16 protein-coding genes are annotated in these 16,880 nt (G+C 71.8%); 10 read left to right on the top strand and 6 right to left on the bottom strand.

Annotation, left to right across the window (positions count from 1 at the left end; all coding sequences use genetic code 11):
- The first annotated feature begins 56 nt into the window (after window positions 1-56).
- Window positions 57-752, top strand: a complete 696-nt coding sequence (locus ABTY04_RS32270; protein ID WP_352216986.1) for a DUF4232 domain-containing protein — start codon at window positions 57-59, stop codon at window positions 750-752.
- A 111-nt stretch (window positions 753-863) separates the two neighbouring features.
- On the opposite strand, the gene ABTY04_RS32265 is transcribed toward ABTY04_RS32270, so the two are convergent.
- Entirely contained in the window at window positions 864-1,556 is a 693-nt protein-coding gene (locus tag ABTY04_RS32265) for a hypothetical protein (protein WP_352216985.1), read from the bottom strand.
- Window positions 1,557-1,905: 349 nt separating this feature from the next.
- Here ABTY04_RS32265 and ABTY04_RS32260 point away from each other — a divergent pair, with 349 nt between their 5' ends.
- Window positions 1,906-2,355 (top strand): hypothetical protein, encoded by a 450-nt coding sequence (locus tag ABTY04_RS32260; RefSeq protein ID WP_352216984.1) that lies wholly within the window; start codon window positions 1,906-1,908, stop codon window positions 2,353-2,355.
- Between the two features lie 94 nt (window positions 2,356-2,449).
- Here ABTY04_RS32260 and ABTY04_RS32255 read toward each other — a convergent pair whose 3' ends face one another.
- Together ABTY04_RS32255 and ABTY04_RS32250 are read right to left on the bottom strand one after the other, a co-directional pair.
- On the bottom strand, window positions 2,450-3,286 hold the full coding sequence (locus tag ABTY04_RS32255) for a hypothetical protein (RefSeq protein WP_352216983.1): 837 nt from the start codon (window positions 3,284-3,286) through the stop codon (window positions 2,450-2,452).
- 193 nt (window positions 3,287-3,479) lie between these two features.
- Window positions 3,480-3,743, bottom strand: a complete 264-nt coding sequence (locus tag ABTY04_RS32250) for a hypothetical protein (protein WP_352216982.1) — start codon at window positions 3,741-3,743, stop codon at window positions 3,480-3,482.
- Between the two features lie 155 nt (window positions 3,744-3,898).
- Here ABTY04_RS32250 and ABTY04_RS32245 point away from each other — a divergent pair, with 155 nt between their 5' ends.
- Both ABTY04_RS32245 and ABTY04_RS32240 read left to right on the top strand, forming a co-directional pair.
- A complete protein-coding gene (locus tag ABTY04_RS32245) occupies window positions 3,899-4,858 on the top strand; it encodes a DUF4344 domain-containing metallopeptidase (RefSeq protein ID WP_352216981.1) in 960 nt (319 codons plus the stop codon).
- A 116-nt stretch (window positions 4,859-4,974) separates the two neighbouring features.
- Window positions 4,975-6,588 (top strand): serine/threonine-protein kinase, encoded by a 1,614-nt coding sequence (locus ABTY04_RS32240; RefSeq protein ID WP_352216980.1) that lies wholly within the window; start codon window positions 4,975-4,977, stop codon window positions 6,586-6,588.
- An 85-nt stretch (window positions 6,589-6,673) separates the two neighbouring features.
- Here ABTY04_RS32240 and ABTY04_RS32235 read toward each other — a convergent pair whose 3' ends face one another.
- Together ABTY04_RS32235 and ABTY04_RS32230 are read right to left on the bottom strand one after the other, a co-directional pair.
- The gene (locus tag ABTY04_RS32235) at window positions 6,674-7,975 is read right to left on the bottom strand and encodes an MFS transporter (RefSeq protein WP_352216979.1); all 1,302 of its coding nucleotides are present in this window, start codon (window positions 7,973-7,975) and stop codon (window positions 6,674-6,676) included.
- Window positions 7,975-9,258, bottom strand: coding sequence for an aminotransferase class V-fold PLP-dependent enzyme (locus tag ABTY04_RS32230; RefSeq protein ID WP_352216978.1), 1,284 nt, complete (start codon window positions 9,256-9,258; stop codon window positions 7,975-7,977). The genes ABTY04_RS32235 and ABTY04_RS32230 overlap by 1 nt, the downstream gene beginning before the upstream one ends.
- Between ABTY04_RS32230 and ABTY04_RS32225 the strand changes: the two genes are divergently transcribed.
- Complete coding sequence (locus tag ABTY04_RS32225; RefSeq protein WP_352216977.1) at window positions 9,257-10,675, top strand: aminotransferase-like domain-containing protein; 1,419 nt, start codon at window positions 9,257-9,259, stop codon at window positions 10,673-10,675. The genes ABTY04_RS32230 and ABTY04_RS32225 overlap by 2 nt on opposite strands.
- A 54-nt stretch (window positions 10,676-10,729) precedes the next feature.
- Here ABTY04_RS32225 and ABTY04_RS32220 read toward each other — a convergent pair whose 3' ends face one another.
- A complete protein-coding gene (locus ABTY04_RS32220) occupies window positions 10,730-11,398 on the bottom strand; it encodes an HAD family hydrolase (RefSeq protein WP_352216976.1) in 669 nt (222 codons plus the stop codon).
- Between the two features lie 354 nt (window positions 11,399-11,752).
- Between ABTY04_RS32220 and ABTY04_RS32215 the strand changes: the two genes are divergently transcribed.
- The 5 genes from ABTY04_RS32215 to ABTY04_RS32195 are packed head-to-tail and all read left to right on the top strand — an operon-like array spanning window position 11,753 to window position 16,869.
- Window positions 11,753-12,322, top strand: a complete 570-nt coding sequence (locus tag ABTY04_RS32215) for a bacilysin biosynthesis protein BacA (protein WP_352216975.1) — start codon at window positions 11,753-11,755, stop codon at window positions 12,320-12,322.
- Window positions 12,319-13,608 (top strand): DUF6421 family protein, encoded by a 1,290-nt coding sequence (locus tag ABTY04_RS32210; protein WP_352216974.1) that lies wholly within the window; start codon window positions 12,319-12,321, stop codon window positions 13,606-13,608. Before ABTY04_RS32215 ends, ABTY04_RS32210 begins: the two co-directional genes overlap by 4 nt.
- Window positions 13,602-14,714, top strand: coding sequence for a DMT family transporter (locus tag ABTY04_RS32205; protein WP_352216973.1), 1,113 nt, complete (start codon window positions 13,602-13,604; stop codon window positions 14,712-14,714). Before ABTY04_RS32210 ends, ABTY04_RS32205 begins: the two co-directional genes overlap by 7 nt.
- Window positions 14,711-15,997, top strand: a complete 1,287-nt coding sequence (locus ABTY04_RS32200; RefSeq protein WP_352216972.1) for an ATP-grasp domain-containing protein — start codon at window positions 14,711-14,713, stop codon at window positions 15,995-15,997. Before ABTY04_RS32205 ends, ABTY04_RS32200 begins: the two co-directional genes overlap by 4 nt.
- Window positions 15,994-16,869 (top strand): branched-chain amino acid aminotransferase, encoded by an 876-nt coding sequence (locus ABTY04_RS32195; protein WP_352216971.1) that lies wholly within the window; start codon window positions 15,994-15,996, stop codon window positions 16,867-16,869. Before ABTY04_RS32200 ends, ABTY04_RS32195 begins: the two co-directional genes overlap by 4 nt.
- Window positions 16,870-16,880 lie beyond the last annotated feature (11 nt).

Here is a 16,880-nt window from a genome sequence, read left to right as displayed (position 1 = left end):
TGTCCGTCGGCGTGCGGGCCGGCGCGGGACCGGTCGTGATCCTCAGGAGGTTCCCCATGCAGTACACATCAGGCGTCCGACGGACCGCGGCCGCACTGGTGGTGGTCGCCGCGGCCACCACCCTGATGACCGGCTGCACGCCGTCCGGCGGGGGCGGCGCGGCCGCCGCGCCTTCGCAGACCGCGCAGTCATCGGCTCCCGGGGCCGCCGCGGGCGGCGGCAGCAGCTCCGGCGGCAGCAGTTCCGGCAGCACGGGGCAGGCGAAGCCTTCCGCCTCGGCCTCCCCTGCCGTGTCCGGCGGCAAGGCGAAGCCCTGCACGGTCGGCGACGTGAAGGTCACGGAGGCCCGCCAGGCCGCCGTCCGGCCGACGGGCACGGGAACCGGCGCCGCCGTCGTCACCGTCACCAACGCCTCCAAGGGCGCCTGCACGCTCCAGGGATTCCCCACCGTCGCGGGCGCGGGCAACGGGTCCCCCGACAAGAACGTACCGCTCGCCACCACCCACAGCGGTTCGGCGGCCGCGGTGTCCCTCGCCCCGGGGGCCCGTGCCTGGACCAAACTCACCTTCGTCAACGTGCAGGGTGAGGCCGACGGTTACTGCGTGTCCGGCGCAACGCCCGCCTCGTTCCCGACGCTCGTCGTCGGAGTGCCGGGCGCGGGAGCGCACCAGATCGCCCTCGACGACGGAATCCTCGCCCTGTGCGACAACAAGGCCACGGTCACGGCTTATTCGGCGACGAAGCCCTCGTGACGCGCCTCGGGGTGCCGGTGCTCCGGTGACCCTCCCCCGCCTGGTGCTTCGGCCCCCGGACGGTGATCGCGCCGAAGAGCCGGTCCTCGATGGTGGTCGGGGCGGTGTGGCTCATGATGCTGCTGCGCCCCGGGTTGCCGCGGAGAACGGTTCGTGTCCGATGCCGGGGGCGGTGACGGCCAGCCAGCCGTGGCCGCGCATGGGGGTGTCGAGGTCGATGGCGTCCGGGTCGACGGTGACCATGTGGGCGACGGCGCCGGCATCGGAGTCCAGGGAGGCGTTCGGTTCGTACAGGCCGGGCTCCCAGCCCTCGTCCTCCGTCTGCGGGGTCTCCCAGGGCAGCGGTTCGCCGGTCCACTCCGGTTCCCCGTACGTCTGGTAGGAGCGGATCACCCGGCCGTTCTCGGCGATCGCCCAACTGTGGCAGTCGTCGTAGCAGTCACGGAAGTAGAAGTGTGCCTGGCCGCAGTGTGCGCTGAGCCGGGCCAGGACCTCGTGGTCGGCACATGCCGTGACGGGTGCGCCGAGGATCAGCCGCCAGCCGGAGAACTCCGCTGTCACGAAGCCCCGGTGGACGGTCGCCGGGGTCTCCGCGGCGGGGTCGGCGGGGCCGTCCGGGTCGTTCTCGACCGCTGACAGACCCGCCGACGTCGTCGCCGGGATCCTGTCGTGCAGGCCCAGTGCGGTGAACACGCCCTCGTACGTGGCAGCCGGTATCGCGACCCAGGTGAACAGCGAGAGCTCGTCGGGCGGCTGGTCGCCGGGCAGCCCCGGCATCAAGGGCTCCGGGGTGTCATTGATCACGACATGACCCTACGGGAGGCCCGGCGGTCGGCCTCGTCCCGGGTCGGGCGACCCTCGACGAGCGCGACGAAGCACTCTTCGATCTCATCGAGCGTCGGCCGGCGGCTGACATCCATGGTCCCGACCGTACAGGCGGGGCGATGCCGGCCGATGCGGGCAAGAGGCTCCGGCCGCCTTCGAGCAGTCCGGTGGCGCCGGGCCGGGGCTGCCGGACGGGGTGATGCCTGGGCGGCAGGCTTCCATGGGATTTCAGCCAATTCCTCCTGCGATGCCGAGAACGTCTTGCGGTCGCCGGCCGCGCATGAGGGAATGCCGCGACTCCATCGACTGCCGGACAAGGAGCACGAGCATGCCTTCTTGGATACGCGTGGTACAGCACGGAGTGATGCGGCGGGGTGCAGCGGCCGTGGCCGCCGCGGGGCTTGCCCTGGCCGGGGTGGCCGCCGGCGGGGCGGCACCTGCCCAGGCCGCCGGCCCGGTCTGCGAAGGGACCCGGATCGACACGCTGGACTTCGCGACCGGATACACGTATCTCTACTACAGCGCGTCCACGGGCAGGAACTGCGCCTACACCGTCCCCAAGAGCGGCAGCGGATCCCCTCAGCTCATGGCCGTGGGCCTGTTCCGTGCGAGCGACAACGTGGGCGTCTGGGACAGCCGCAGCGACTACAAGTACCACGCCGGCCCCGTCTACCTGGATGCCCGGGGCACCTGCGTGCTCTTCAACGGCCAGGTCCGCTCGACGGCCGCGACATCGGGCTGGGGCCACTGCGGGAGCCTGGCCGCAGGTGCGCGATGAGCACCCCTCCCTGACTGTCCCGTGCGGTGCGGGCCGTGCCGTGCCGCGCCGCGCGGATCGAGGCATGAGTGACCCGCCCGGCTCCGGCCGGGCGCTAGGGGCGCTCGAAGAGCTGGAGCACTCCCCCGGCCGAGAAGCAGAGCGCCCCCGTCAGGGTGCCCCAGTTGGCGATCTGCTCGTTCGCCAGGCTTCCGGTCGCGGGACGGGTGAAGGCCGCCAGCGCCGAGATCAGGAAGAGCACGGAGCCGAGCTGGTTGATCGCGACGATCCACCAGCCGAGGTCGCGGGCACGAATGCCCGGCCGGCCGTGGCAGACCTCGACCAGGGCGAGGTGTCCCGAGATCAGGAACAGGATGCACCCGACCAGGTCGGGGGCCCAGATCAGCCGGTTCACCTGCTGCAGCGAGAGCCCCTGCAGCAGAGAACTCACCAGACTGATACCGAAGACGAGGGTGCCCACGAACAGCACGAAGGTACTCAGCCAGTCGATCCGGTAGGGCTCGTAGCTCCACCATGCCCAGGACCGTGCGGCCAGCGATCCCGCTCCGGCCTCCGGGCGAGGAGCATTGACGGCTTGGAGCAGTGAGGCGTAGCCGCCCGTGTTGAAGAACAGGCCGCCGGCAAAGTAGATCCAGACGCCCGTCGCGTTGCTCGAACCGAATTGGGCGACCCAGGCGCCGAGCGCGAAGAGGGCACCGCCGACGGTGAACGCCAGCGCGGCGACGGCATTCAGCCTGCGCAGGCGCCCGACCGACACATGGTCGGCGGTGCGGGAGCGCGACTCGGGCTCGCCCGCGACGCGTACGACGATCAGGCCGCGCTTGCGTGCCGTGCGGGACTCCCAGACCGCTGTGCCCCCTTCCACGGGGCGCCAGGTCAGCCGGGTCGCGAATGGTCCCGCTCCCTCGGAGCGCCCTCCGGTTTGGCTCACCCTCCGACCCTAGCCCGCCGGCGCCGGAAGAGTTCGCTTTGCGTCGTCGGGTGTGGCTTCGGCCGCCGCCGAAGGCATGGCCCGCCGCGCCATCGGGCCGGGTCACGGCGAAACGGCTCCATCCGCATCGCCGAGGTGCCGGGCCGCCGTTGAAGGGACCGGCGCGGCGCCACGGCAGGCCGCCCCCGGACCGTCAGCCCACCTTCCAGACGACCTCGGGCGCGGTTCCGGTCTCCTCGCTCGGGGAGTTCGCGTCGCGGTCGCCCTGGAAGCCGGCGAACACGGGCTGCACGTTCTCCGGAACCAGGTATATCTCGCAGGTGGTGACCGACTTGCCTGCGGCCAGGCGCAGGTCGGCGTCGGAAGCCTCCTGGCAGGGCTCGAACGCGCCCCCTGCGCCGACCGGCACGGTGACCCCAGCCCGCCCGGTGATCACGGTTCGCCACGCCTGTGTCACGGTCCCGTTCCAGCGGTACGCCCGTGACGCGGTGTCCGCGCGACAGGGATACGTGCGGCATTCGGTGAGGTCTGACCAGAATCAAGAAGAATCTTGATAAATATGGTCATTATGGAGATTGAGTCCGCATTGGCTCAGGAAGGGAGCTGACCAGGGTGCTGAGCACGCGTGGCGGGTACTCGGCCAGGTTCAGGATCGCCTTCGCGGGGGCGCTGCTCGCTGCCGGCTTCACGGTCGTTTCGTGTGGCAGCGACGGGAACAAGGCCGGCGCGAACGGCAAGGTCACCGTCGTCTACGAGGACGATGCCATCAAGCCGGAGGACCGGCAGGCCGTATCGGTGATCCGGAAGTCCCGCGTGCTCGAAGAGGCCGCCGACTGGGTGAACCGGTCGGTCGCCCTCCCCCACGACATGGACGTGAAAGTCACCGGCAAGGTCCCACGGGGGGTTACGGATGCGGTGACCCAGCCCGACGGCAGGACGATCTTCGTGCCTCCGCCGTTCCTGACCCAGATCAAGGACGCCCTCGACCATGTGGTCAAGACCGTCGAGCGTCCCGCGCTGTTCCCCGCGGACGAGTTCAACGCCGACAACCTGACCGCACTGTCGACGCAGTTCATCTTCGGCCACGAGATGGGCCACGCTCTGCAGCGTCAGCTTCTGCTTGCGAACCTCGGCCTCGAAGAGGACGCCGCCGACGGGTTCGCCTCGTTCTACACGGTCAACGAGGTCGGACCGGGTCCGACGCTGGCAGCCTCGATCCTCTTCGACGAGATCGCCCGCAAGGAGGGCAAGATGACGCTGGAGGGGCTCGCGAGCGATCACCCCGTCACCCAGCAGCGGGTCTTCAACTTCCTTTGCTACCTCGAAGGGAGCGACCCCAAGAAGTACTACGGGCCCCTGGTCGGCGCGGGATACCTGCCGAAAACGCGCGCCCCGCTGTGCCCGCAGGCATGGGCGATGCTGGACCACGGCTGGTGGACCCAACTCCAACCGCACTTCAGCAGCGCGTTCAAGGACGAGGGTGACGAGAACCAGAAGAACGCACACGACCAGCTGATCGCGGAAACGAAGGCCTTCGCGGAACAGCTCGACAAGCTCCGCAGCGGGCAGTGAACACCGGCCGGCGGATGCACGCGGTCCCCCGGCGATGCCGTCGGCACCCGCCCGCATAGGCTGCTGCCTTTGGCCAACTGACCGGTTGGCCAAGGGGACCAGGGGGAAACGGGACGATGAACAGCGCGACCGAGGTGTTCCAGCCGCTGCAGGCGGACGATCCGCCCGTGGTGGCCGGCTACCGCCTCGCCGCCCGGCTCGGCGCGGGCGGCATGGGCCGGGTCTATCTGTCGCACACGCAGGGCGGCCGGCCGGTGGCGATCAAGGTGGTCCGGCCGGAGCTCGCCGACGATTCCGCCTTCAGGCTGCGGTTCCGCCGGGAAGTGGAGGCGGCCCGCCGGGTCCGGGGCGCATACACGGCCGAGCTGATCGACGCGGACGCGGACGGCGTACCGCCCTGGCTGGCCACGCTGTACGTGCCCGGGCCCTCACTGGCGGAGGCCGTCACCCGGCGCGGGCCGCTGCCCGTGCCCGCTGTGCTGTGGCTGGCGGCGGGGGTGGCGGAGGCGCTGCAGGCCATCCACGGGGCGGGGATCGTGCACCGGGACCTGAAGCCGTCGAACGTGCTGCTGGCCGCCGACGGACCGCGCGTGATCGACTTCGGCATCTCGCTGGCCTCCGGTGTCAGTTCGCACACCGCCACGGGCGCCGCTGTCGGCACCCCCTCGTTCATGGCTCCCGAGCAGGCCTCCGCAGGCAGGGCCACGGCGGCCACCGACGTCTTCGCGCTGGGTCAGACCGCGGCGTTCGCGGCGCTGGGCGAGCCGCTGTACGGGGACGGCCCCGCGGTCAGCGTGCTGTACCGGATCGTGCATTCCGAACCCGACCTGTCCGTTCTGCCCGAGCAGATCCGTCCGTTGATCGCCTGGTGCCTGGCCGCCGACCCTGAGGAGAGGGCCACCCCGGCAGAGGTCGTCGAGTGGTGCCGGCAGCGGCTGGGCCGGGACGCCGACGCGGGCGCGGGACCGGCCGTCTGGCGGGAGGTCATGGGACCGGAGGTGACGGTTCCGCCTCCGGTGTCCGACCCCACCCCGGTCCACACGCTGCCGCTGGTGACGCGGCCACTGCAGGCGGAGCCGGACGATCGGCGGGCACGCAGGCGACGTGCCGTTCTGGTCACGGCCGCCGCCGTGACGGCGGGGGCGCTGCTGCTGACGGGCCTGGGATGGACGGTCATGGACGCGACGGACCGGTTCCGCGACCGGGATGCGGCCTCGTCGTCGTCCTCGCCCGGTCCCGATACGTCCACACGGCCGTCGGCGTCAGGCTCGGGCTCGGGTTCGGGTTCGGGTTCGGGCTCGGGTTCGGCGCCGAAGGGCTCACCGGCGTCCTCGGCCGCTCCCAAGCCGCCGCAGGCCGTCCCGTACCCACTCCAGTGGCTGGACGAGAAGACCTCGCTGGGCATCAAGGAGCCGATCAGACACGACGACCGCAAGGGCGACGTCCGCTTCGTCTGCCAGGACAAGAGCTGTGCACTGGAGAGCGACACCAGCGTGATCGCCATGTCGTACGGCAAGCCGGGGGCCTCCCTCAATTCGTGCCGTCTCACCCTCACCGGCGCCGACAGCCGCCGGTTGCCGCTGGCAGCGGCGGCGGCCGGCAGCGAGATCTGCATCAAGCACCCATCGGGGGACATCGCGCTGCTCGTGATCCAGGTGAAGTCGACCGCCTTGCCGGACAGCGGGATCAGCTTCATGACCGCGGACATGACGGTCTGGCGAGCGACCTGAAGTCTCCTGTTGCGGGAGCCCGTGCCGAGTCACGGGAAGGCCCCTGCCGGGTTGCCGGTACGGGCCCTTCCCGCAACGGAAGGCACTATCCCTCGGTGGCCTGCGGGGCCGTCGGCAGCTCCCGCAGGCGGCTGACCGGGGAGACCAGCAGGCCGATCACGACCACCGCCGAGGCGATCGCCGCCGCCGTCAGCGCTCCTCTGGCTCCGAGCCGGCCCGCCAGGAGGCCGGCGGCCAGGCCGCCGAGGGCGCCGCCTCCGAACAGCAGCGTCCGGAAGGCCGCCGTCATGCGGCCCATCAGCGACTGCGGGGTCAGCGCCTGGCGCAGGCTGACGATGACGACGCCCGCCACGCCCAGGCCGAGGTACGTGGTGAAGAAGGACAGGACGAACATCCCGATCATCACCACCCGGGGCCCGGCTGCCGCGGCGATCAGGCTCGGGCCGAGCAGCAGCGCCGACTGCGCGACGAGGTAGACACGGCCGACCGGGAACCGCGCGATCACCCGGCGGGAGATGAGCGCGCCGATGAGCCCGCCCACCGAGGACGTCGCGAACACGGCCCCCAGGGTGGTCGAGGCGAGGTGGAGGTCGTGGGTGCCGTAGAGGAGGAACATCGTCCACACGGTGACCATGGAGAAGTTGCAGCAGAAGCCGATGAGGGCCAGTGCTCTGAGGACGCCGTTGCGCATGACCCAGCCCAGTCCGTCACGGAGCTCCCCCAGCAGATGCCGCTCGGCCGCCGGCTCGGGGCGCGGCTCGCGCGTGCGGATGAGCAGCAGTGAGACGAGGGACAGCGCGTACGAGCAGGCGTCGACGACCAGGGCGACGGGTGCCGTGAGCGCCGACACCAGGAGACCGGCCAGTCCGGGGCCGGCCACGTCGGCGGTGGAGGAGCTGACGCCCATCTTCGCGCCGGCCTCCACGTAGTGCTCGGGACTGCGCACCAGCACGGGCACGTACGACATCCAGCTCACGTCGAAGACGACCGACGCGATGCCGACGGCGCAGGCGATCACGAGCAGTACGGCCAGGTCGAGCAAGTGCCACCAGTAGAGCAGCGGGACGAGGGCGAGCAGGACCAGTCGGACGAGGTTGGCGCCCAGCATGACCGGCCGGCGCCGCACCCGGTCGGTCCACACCCCGATGAGCAGGGCGAGGCCGAGGTAGGGGACGAGCTGCAGGAAGCGCAGCAGTCCGACCTGCTCGTCGGTGGCCCCGAACGCGGTGATGGCGGTCAGCGGCAGCGCGAGGTTGGTGACCTGGGTGCCGAGCAGGGAGACGGTCTCGCCGAGCCAGAACGTGAGGAAGTCGCGGTTGCGCCACAGGCCGGGTGCCGGCGCCTCCGCCGGTGGCACGGCGTCGGGGGCGGTGGACAGGGTCGTCATCAGGCTCGCACCGCCCCTGGGCCCCGGCGGCCGGCCGGACCCGACGTGCGCATCGCCGGGTCCGCGAGTGCGGCGACGCTCGCGGCGACCGCGTCGACCTCATCCTCGGTGTTGTAGTAGTGCGGCGACAGGCGCAGGCACCACTCCACGTCCTTGTCGGTGAAGTCGAACTGGGCGAACTCCCGCAGGCTGAGCGCCGAGTTGATGCCGCGTGCGTCCATCGCCTCCTTGAACGGCCGGGCGTCCCAGCCCTCGATCGCGAAGGTGACCAGGGCGGCGGGTGCCGCTCCGCCGTCGAGCAGTCGTACGCCGGGTACCGCCGCCAGTTGCCCGCGCAGGCGTTCGGCCAGTGCAGGGGTGCGCCGGGCCACGGGCGCCACTCCGACTTCCAGGGCGTAGCGGACGGCGGCGGCGCAGCCGAGCACGGTCGCGTACGGGAACTCCCACTCCTCGAACCTGGCTGCGGTTTCCACGGGCCGGTAAGTGTCGGGGCCGGTCCAGCGCGCGCCGTACATGTCGATGAACAGCGGCTCGAACCCTGCATTCAAGACCCGTTCGGACACGTACAGGAATCCGGAGCCGCGGGGCCCGCGCAGGAACTTGCGGCAGGTCGCCGTGAGCAGGTCGCAGCCGATCTCCTCGACGTCGATCTCGTACTGGCCGACCGACTGGCAGGCGTCGACCAGGTAGAGGAGGTCGAGTTCCCGGCAGTGCCGGCCGATCTCGGCCACGGGTTGGACCAGGCCGGAGTTGGTGGGTACGTGGGTCGCGGCGACGAGGCGCGGCCTGCGGGCGCGCATGAGTGCCGCCATCGCCTCGACGTCGACGCCGCTGCCGTCCGGGTGGTCGGGGGCGTGCACGATCTCGACGGCGTGGCGCGCGCGGAGCGAGAGGAAGGCGATCTGGTTCGAGATGAAGTCGTTGCGTGTGGTGAGGATGACGTCGCCGGGCCGGAAGTCGATCGCGGACAGCGCCTTGCTGTAGGCGTGGGTGGCGCTGCCCGCGAACGCGATGTTCTCGGGGTGGGTGTTGACGAGCTCGGCGATCGCCGCGTAGAAGTCGGCGACTTCGGCGGCGCGCGCGGCGGAAGCCTCGTAGCCGCCGATGGCGGCCTCCAGGTTGAGGTGGTCGAGCATCACCTGGAGGACCGGGCGGGCCATCAGGCCGCAGCCTGCGTTGTTGAAGTGGATGACCGACTCGCAGCCGGGGGTGTCGGCCCGCAGGGCGGCGATGTCCAGAAGCGGTTCCGGCGTTGAGGCAGAAGCGCTATCGTGTATTTTCATGTCTGACAGTAGCAGTACTGAGGTTCTGGTGGCGATCCTCCGCACCGAGATCGCCGGCCTCGCGCCCGGCGACCGGCTGCCCAGCAGCCGTGATCTGATCGCCCGTCACGGCGTCGGGCCGGTGACCGTGTCCCGGGCGATCGCCCAACTGGCCGCCGAGGGCGTGGTGGTGACTCGCCCCGGCAGTGGTACGTACGTATCGGCGCGGCGGCCACGGCACGTTGACGAGGCGTCGGACACCTCCTGGCAGGCGGTGGCTCTGGCCGGACGCGGCCAGGATCCCGTCACCGGCCTCGTCGAGGCCGACGGCCCCGCCGATTCGCCGCAGGCCGGAACCATCGCACTGCACGGCGGCTATCTGCACGAGGGCCTCCAGCCCGCCCGGGCGCTCGGCGCGGCGCTGGCCCGGGCCGCCCGCCGCCCGGACGCCTGGCACCGGGCACCGGTCGCCGGGCTCGCACCGCTGCGCGCGATCTTCGCCCGGCAGGCCGGTACCGGCGTCGACCCCGAGGACGTACTGGTGACCGGCGGCGGACAGGGCGCACTGTCCATGCTGTTCCGGGCGATCGCCGCCCCAGGAGGCCCCGTCCTCGTGGAGTCGCCCACCTATCCCGGCGCGCTGGCGGCGGCGCGCGCCGCCGGGTTGCGCCCCGTACCGGTTCCGATGGACGGCGACGGCATCCGACCCGATCTGCTCGCCGACGCTTTCGCCATGACCGGGGCCCGGTTGCTGTACTGCCAGCCGACCTTCCACAATCCCACCGGCGCCGTGCTCTCGGCCGAACGCCGACGCCAGGTCGTGGACGTGACGCGCGCCGCCGGCGCGTTCCTGATCGAGGACGATTTCGCCCGCCATCTCGGTCACGGCCGTACCGTTCCACGCCCGCTGGTGGCCGACGACCGCGACGGCACGGTCGTGCACCTCACCTCGCTGACCAAGCCCGCGTCGCCCAGCCTGCGGATCGGTGCCGTCATCGCCCGCGGGCCGGTGATGCAACGCCTGCAGGGGATGCGGCTGGTCGACGACTTCTTCACCGCCCGACCGCTGCAGGAGGCTGCCGTCGAGCTGGTCAGCACGCCTGCCTGGGACCGGCATCTGCGCGCGCTGAGCTCCGCGCTGCGGGACCGGTGCGCCGTCCTGGCCGACGCCCTGGCCCGCGAGCTGCCCGACTGGACGCTCGCCCATGTCCCGGCCGGGGGCCTGCACCTGTGGCTGCGCCTGCCGGCCACTCTGACCGAAGCCGCCGTCGCCGGCGCCGCCCGGGCGCACGGCGTCGCCGTCAACGCCGGCCGCCGCTACTTCCCCGCCGAACCTCCCGCCGCTCACCTGCGCCTGGGCTTCGCGGCCGCCGCGGATCCCGCCGAACTGACCGAAGCCGTCCGCCGCCTCGCCGCCGCGACCCGCCGGCCATCGTGATCACACCGGACATGCGGAGATCATTCCCGTGGTGCCCGGTACCGGCGGAGGGACTCAGGCCGCTGCGTTCCCGTGCGGGCCGGAAGCGAAGGCCAGGATGTGCGGGACCGCCTCGCGCAGGCTGGGGAAGTGGCGGTGCACGCCCTCCACCGGGACCGCGGTGTTCACGCCCCACACCGTCATCCCGGCCCGCAGCCCGGACCGCACTCCGGAGGGCGCGTCCTCGATGACCAGGCAGTCTCCGGGCTCGGCACCCAGCAGCGCGGCGGCCCGCAGATACGGGACCGCAGAGGGCTTGCCCTCTTCGACGGCAGCCGCGTCCACGATCACGTCCGGCATCGGCAGGCCCGTCCGCAGGAACCGGCCGCGCACCCGGTGCTCGTAGTTCGAGGTCACCAGTGCCCAGGCACCGGGCGGCAGTCCGGGCAGCAGCTCCGACGCGCCGTCGAAGGCCGCATAGACGCCGGACCGTACGTCCTCGTCCTCCAATGCGTGCAGCGCGGTCAGGCACTCACGCGGATCGCGGTCCGGGACGACCTCGGCGAACGTCTCCATCGGCCGTGTTCGCAGGGCCGCTTGGTAGACATGGTCAGCATCCAGCCCGTATCGCCGCGCCCAGGTCCCCCAGACCCGGCGCTGGTTGCTCACCGCGTCGATCAAGGTGCCGTCGACGTCGAACAGGACGTACCTCGTGCGGTCCGGCCGCGCAGGATCATGTCTCACTCGTCGATCATGCCAGGTGGAAGCGGGCACCAGCCGAACAGCACTCGGCGCACCAGACCCTGGGATCGCGGGGTGTTGCAGCGGAACGGAATTTCCGTGCAGTTTCAGCCATTCCAAATCGGAACTTCCTATTCCATCAATGAGGTCAATTCAAGCAACACTGGCTTGAATTCCACTGTGAACGCGAGCGCCCCCGCGGCGTCCGGCAGGAGATCGCCTGCTCCGCCCCTTCAATTCCCCTGCATCCGGGGTGCGATGATAGAAAGATCTTGCCACTCGCTTCCGCGATTGCTTTCATCTGCGTAGTTCGGAAGCAGCCACTCAGCAAAACCACAGGAAGGCCCAGGGCAGACGATGTATGCGCGCCCCGACGAGGTCCGTCACCTGCACACGCTCGGTCCGCACGGCACCAATCTGGAAGCCGCCTCTCACGAATGGTTCCGCAGACGCGGCGTCGAGGGCACCGTTGAACTCCACGCCTCGATCGAATCCGCGCTGGAGGCCGTGCCCGAGGACGGACGGCACGCGCTGACCGCCTGCGCCGTCTACCCGGCCCTGCACACGCTGGTCTTCTCCAACCTGCACCGGCTCCACATGATCGACAGCTTCGTCATGCCGACGCACAACATGGTGCTCGCCAGCAGCGGTACGCAGGTTCCGGCCAGCGTCGCCTCCCACCCGGCACCCAAAGGCCTCGTGCCCGCCCCCGCCGAGATCCACGAGGTACTGAGCAACTCGCAGGCCGCCATCGACTGCGCCGAGGGCCGCGTCGAGGGCTGCATCACCACCATCGTGGCGGCGGAGCGGTACGGACTGCGGGTCCTGCGGGACTTCGGCCCCGTGCCGATGGTCTTCACCGTCCACCAGGTCCTGGCCGTCCGGGACGGAGCCGCGCACCCGCTCGCCGTCGGGGCCGCCCGATGAGCGCAGGCCTCTTCGCCCCCGAGACCGCACCCGTCCCGGCGGAACTCATCGCCGAGGCAGCGCTGCTGGCGGACTCGATCATCCCGATGGTGAATCGTTTCCGTACCCGGCAGCAGGACGACGGCACCATCGCCGATCCGACCCCCGACGACGCCGGCCTGCTGGGCCGGATACGGGACGAGGCGGCGGCCTGGTACCGCGGCCACGGGCTCGGCGGCCAGGCGGACGCGCTGGTGGCCGACGTCGACGGCTGGCTGGAGGCCGGACTCGGCTCCCGCCCCCACTTCGCCCGCTCTCGCGACGCGCTGCGGATCCCGGCCGACGGCGAGACGGTGTTCTTCCTCGCCCCGGTCCAGAGCACCAACAGCGCCCCGCCCGTGGGCAAGCGCCTCGACTGCTTCCTCGGCCTGCGCAAGGAGCCCGACGCGCTCGCGGACATGGCGGGGGACTTCCCCCACCCGAAGAACAACTGCCAGTCCCTCGTGCTGGTCACCGGGAGCGCCGGCTTCGCCCAGGGCTCCTGCCTCGTCTTCTTCCCGGAGAACGTGGCGGCGCACGACAAGGTGACCGACCAGCCGTACGCCATGTTCTTCTACAACAAGATGCGGAAGATCCACGAGACGTACGCGCTGCCCGCGGCCGCGGCGGTACTGACGCCGGAATCGCTGCCGCGCGCCTCCACCGGCCTCGCCGCCGACGTGTGCTTCGAGGCCCGCGCCATCTGGGGCTACCTCCACGACTCGATGCACTACCAGGGCCTGTGGCCGTTCGACGAAAACATCTCGCTGAAGATGAACTGGTTCGTCGGGCTCCTCGAAGAGATCAAGGTCGACGCCAAGACCGTGCTCGCCTGCGCCGACAGCGGCCTCGTCCCCTTCGCCGAGCAGCAGATCGACATGGTCCTGCTGGAGCGGGTGTTCCGCTACCCGCAGGCCGACGACGCCACGCGCAACTTCGACTCCGGCACCGGCGTCTTCCTCTACTCGTGGTTCCGCGAGCACGGGGCCCTGATCGGCTCCCCCGCGGCAGGCGACCTGCTGCGCCTCGACCGCGCCCGGGCCCTGGAGGCACTGCGCGCGTTCGTGACCGCCGTGGAGAAGCTGGAGGCCGAGGTCACCAGCGACGACGAGTACCGGGCCGCCGCCAAGGAACTCGTCCGCCGGTACCTCCCCGAGGGCGAGCCCAGGCAGCGGTTCTCGTTCACCGAGGACCAACTCGTGCTGCGCCGGGCCAAGAACGAGCTGGACCGGCTGCCCCCGCTGGAATTCGCGCGAGCGGAATGGTGACCCCACCCGTCTCCGGGGGCCGCGAGGGCGGGCGGCTGGCCGTGCCCGCCCTCGCGGTGTGCATGGTGCTCCTGCTCGCCGCGGGCTGGCTGCTCTCCGGGCACCTGGTGGCCGGCGTACCCCCGCTCGCGGTGGCCGCGGGGCGCACCGGCACGGCATTTTTCGTCATCATGCTGATCGCGGCGCTGACCCCGCGCGGCCGCACCGGGGTCCGGACCGCCGCCGCCCGCCCCCGGGCCGTACTGGTCCTCGCGTTCCTCGGCTTCTTCGCCTACTACTCGGGGACCCTGCTCGGCACCCGGTACGTGGGCGCGTCCCGGGTCGGGCTGATCGTCTCGCTGCTGCCCTGCATCACCTTCGTCATCGGCGTCTTCGCCTTCCGCGAGCCGTCCTCGCGCCGCAAGGCGCTCGGGACGGCCCTCGCCGGGTCCGGCGCGGTCGGCTTCCTGCTGGCCGACGGGGCCGCGGCCGGCGCGAGCGGATCCGGAGGCGGCGCGGCCGCCCTGCTCAGCGGGGGCGGACTCGCCTTCGGCGGCACCTTCGCGTACGCCCTGTACGGCTATGTCTACCGGCAGCGGATGTCGGACGTGCCGGCGCTCGCGGCCCTGCCGGCCGTCACCGGGGCCGGCACCCTGATGCTCGGCCTCACGGCGCTTCTTTTCGTGCCGCTCGGCGGGGTGTCCGCCGCCGACTGGGGCGGCGTCGCCGTGCTCGGCGCGGTCCTCACAGCCCCCGTCTTCCTCATTTCCCACGAGCTGATCCTGCGCAAGGGCCCGTTGTTCACCTCGGCCCTGGGGCTGGCCGTGCCGTTCCTCGTGCGGCTCGGGGAATGGGGCCTGGGCTCGGCCGCCGCGCCCGGCGCGCTCCCCGTCCTGCTGATCGCCGCGTCCGCGGCCGGTGTGTGGCTCACCGTGGGCGGTCCCCGGGCCCGTCCGTCCGCCGCACCGGCCGCCGCACCGGCCGCCCCCTCCCGGCTCGCCGCTCCCGCCGGCCGCTCCGGCTTCGGCGCCCCCACCGGCCCTGCCGGTCCCTCCCCCGCGGCCGATCGTCCCGCCCACCCCTCCTCCGCCACGCCGGAGGCCCTCCCGCCAAGGAAGCCGCTGTGACCCCCTCCCGCCCCACCCTCGTCCTGCTGTACCAGCGCGTCGGCCTGCCCTGGCTCTTCGACAGCGCAGAGCGCGCCGGCATCGACCTGGTCCTCGTCCCCCGCCCCGACGAGCAGGTGGACCCGGACCGGCTTCCGGCGGCCGTGGTGGAGTTGCTGCCGCTCGACGTGGCCGCCGACCCGTCCGGCGCGCTGGAGGCCCTGCGCAAGCGGCACGAGGCCGCGCCCTTCGACGGCATCGTCACCCTCTACGACCCGTTCGTCCCCTTCGTCGCGGAGGCTGCCGAACTGCTCGGGCTGCCCGGCATCGGCCCGGACGTCGCGCGCAGCGCCCAGGACAAGCGGGTCATGCGCGAGCGGCTGGAGGCGGCCGGGCTGAACGTGCCGCGCTTCGTCCGCCTCGACCCCTCCGACGACCCCGCCGCGTGCGTGGCGGCCGCCGGCCTGACCTTCCCCGTCGTGGTCAAGCCCGCCCTGGGCATGTCCAGCCTCGGGGTGACCCGCGCCGATTCCCCCACCACGCTCGGCGCGGTCGTGGCGGAGGTCCGCAGGGTCTCCGCCGGGACCGCCGACGGGGGCGCGGGCCTGATCGTCGAGGAGTACCTCGACGGGCCGGAGTTCGCCGTCGAGTCCCTGGTCCACGAGGGCCGGGTACAGATCCTCTCCATCGGCTTCAAGGGCGACCCCCGGGGCCCGTATTTCGAGGAGAGCGTCTACCAGGCGCCGGCCGAACTGCCCGAGGCCGTCCGGGCCGACGTCGTACGCGAGGTGAGCGCCGCCCACGCCGCCCTCGGCGTCACCTTCGGCCCCACCCACACCGAGCTGCGCCTGCGCGGCGGCACCGTCCCGCACCTCCTGGAGATGGGCGCGCGGATCGGCGGGTCCGGCGTCTCCCACTACATCGCCGAGAACGTCACCGGCATCGACTTCGCCGGGCAGGCGCTGCGCCTCGCGGCGGGACTGCCGCCCACCCACACGGTCGAGGAAGGCCTGACCCGGCCCGTAGCGGCAGCCGCCAACTACATCGTGCCGTGCGGCGGGCACGGCACCATCACGTCCGTCCACGGCCTCGACGAACTGCGGGCCGACCCGCGCGTCGACCACGTCGTGCAGATGCTCGTTCCGGGCGACGTGGTCCGCCCCTACCCGGACTTCACCGGTTATCCGGCGTTCGTGCTGTCCCGGCACTCCGACCTCGCGGAGGCGGAGCGGTTCCACGCCCACCTGGAGACGGCCGTCCGCATCGACTACGCCCCCACGACCTCCGAGGAGAACCCTTCGTGACCGGCATTCCCCTGGACGACCGCGACGGCACCATCTGGCTGGACGGGCGGTTCGTGCCCTGGCGCGAGGCCCGGCTGCACGTCCTCACCCACGGCCTGCACTACGGCGGCGCCGTCTTCGAGGGCGTGCGCGTCTACGGGGGCCGCATGTTCAAGTCCTTGGAGCACGCCGAGCGGCTGCACTCCTCCGCGCGGGAGCTGAACTATTCGATCCCGTTCTCCGTTGCCGAACTCGACGCCGCCGCGCGGGAGGTCATCCGGCGCGAGGGCATCGTGGACGGCTACGTCCGGCCGGTGGCCTGGCGGGGCAGCGAGCAGATCAGCGTCTCGGGGGCCGGCACCACCACGCACGTGGCCGTGGCCGCATGGGACTGGCCGCACGTCTTCTCCGCCGACGCGGCGCGCCACGGCATACGGCTGCGGACCTCGAAGTGGCGCCGTCCCGACGCCGCGACCGCACCGGTCCGGGCCAAGGCCTCCTCGCTGTACAACATCTGCACCCTGGCCCGCGACGAGGCCGAGGCGGCGGGCTACGACGACGCCCTGCTCCTCGACCTGCGCGGCGGGCTCGCCGAGGCCACCGGGGCCAATCTCTTCCTGGTGATCGACGGCGCCCTGCACACCCCGACACCGGACAGCTTCCTCGACGGCATCACCCGCCAGACGGTCATCGCGCTCGCCGCCGGCCTCGGCATCGAAGTGGTCGAGCGCAGGATCCGGCCGGACGAACTCGAAGCCGCCGAGGAGGTGTTCCTCACGGGCACGGCGTACGAGGTCCAGCCGGTCAGCGGGATCGACGAGCGGACGTACCAGGTCGGCAAGGTGACGTCGGAGCTGGCGGACGCGTACGCGCGGCTCGTCCGCTCGCACTGATCCGCCGGTCC

Origin of the sequence: Streptomyces sp. NPDC097981 (genome assembly GCF_040302565.1) — a bacterium.
GTDB lineage: Bacteria > Actinomycetota > Actinomycetes > Streptomycetales > Streptomycetaceae > Streptomyces.
The sequence above is the reverse complement of the archived record's forward strand: the minus strand, read 5'-3'. Positions and strand labels throughout refer to the sequence as shown.

Coding starts and splice junctions, on each gene's coding strand:
- ABTY04_RS32270 (WP_352216986.1), top strand. CDS start 57: ATGCAGTACACATCAGGCGTCCGACGGACCGCGGCCGCACTGGTGGTG.
- ABTY04_RS32260 (WP_352216984.1), top strand. CDS start 1,906: ATGCCTTCTTGGATACGCGTGGTACAGCACGGAGTGATGCGGCGGGGT.
- ABTY04_RS32240 (WP_352216980.1), top strand. CDS start 4,975: ATGAACAGCGCGACCGAGGTGTTCCAGCCGCTGCAGGCGGACGATCCG.
- ABTY04_RS32235 (WP_352216979.1), bottom strand. CDS start 7,975: ATGACGACCCTGTCCACCGCCCCCGACGCCGTGCCACCGGCGGAGGCG.
- ABTY04_RS32225 (WP_352216977.1), top strand. CDS start 9,257: ATGTCTGACAGTAGCAGTACTGAGGTTCTGGTGGCGATCCTCCGCACC.
- ABTY04_RS32230 (WP_352216978.1), bottom strand. CDS start 9,258: ATGAAAATACACGATAGCGCTTCTGCCTCAACGCCGGAACCGCTTCTG.
- ABTY04_RS32215 (WP_352216975.1), top strand. CDS start 11,753: ATGTATGCGCGCCCCGACGAGGTCCGTCACCTGCACACGCTCGGTCCG.
- ABTY04_RS32210 (WP_352216974.1), top strand. CDS start 12,319: ATGAGCGCAGGCCTCTTCGCCCCCGAGACCGCACCCGTCCCGGCGGAA.
- ABTY04_RS32205 (WP_352216973.1), top strand. CDS start 13,602: ATGGTGACCCCACCCGTCTCCGGGGGCCGCGAGGGCGGGCGGCTGGCC.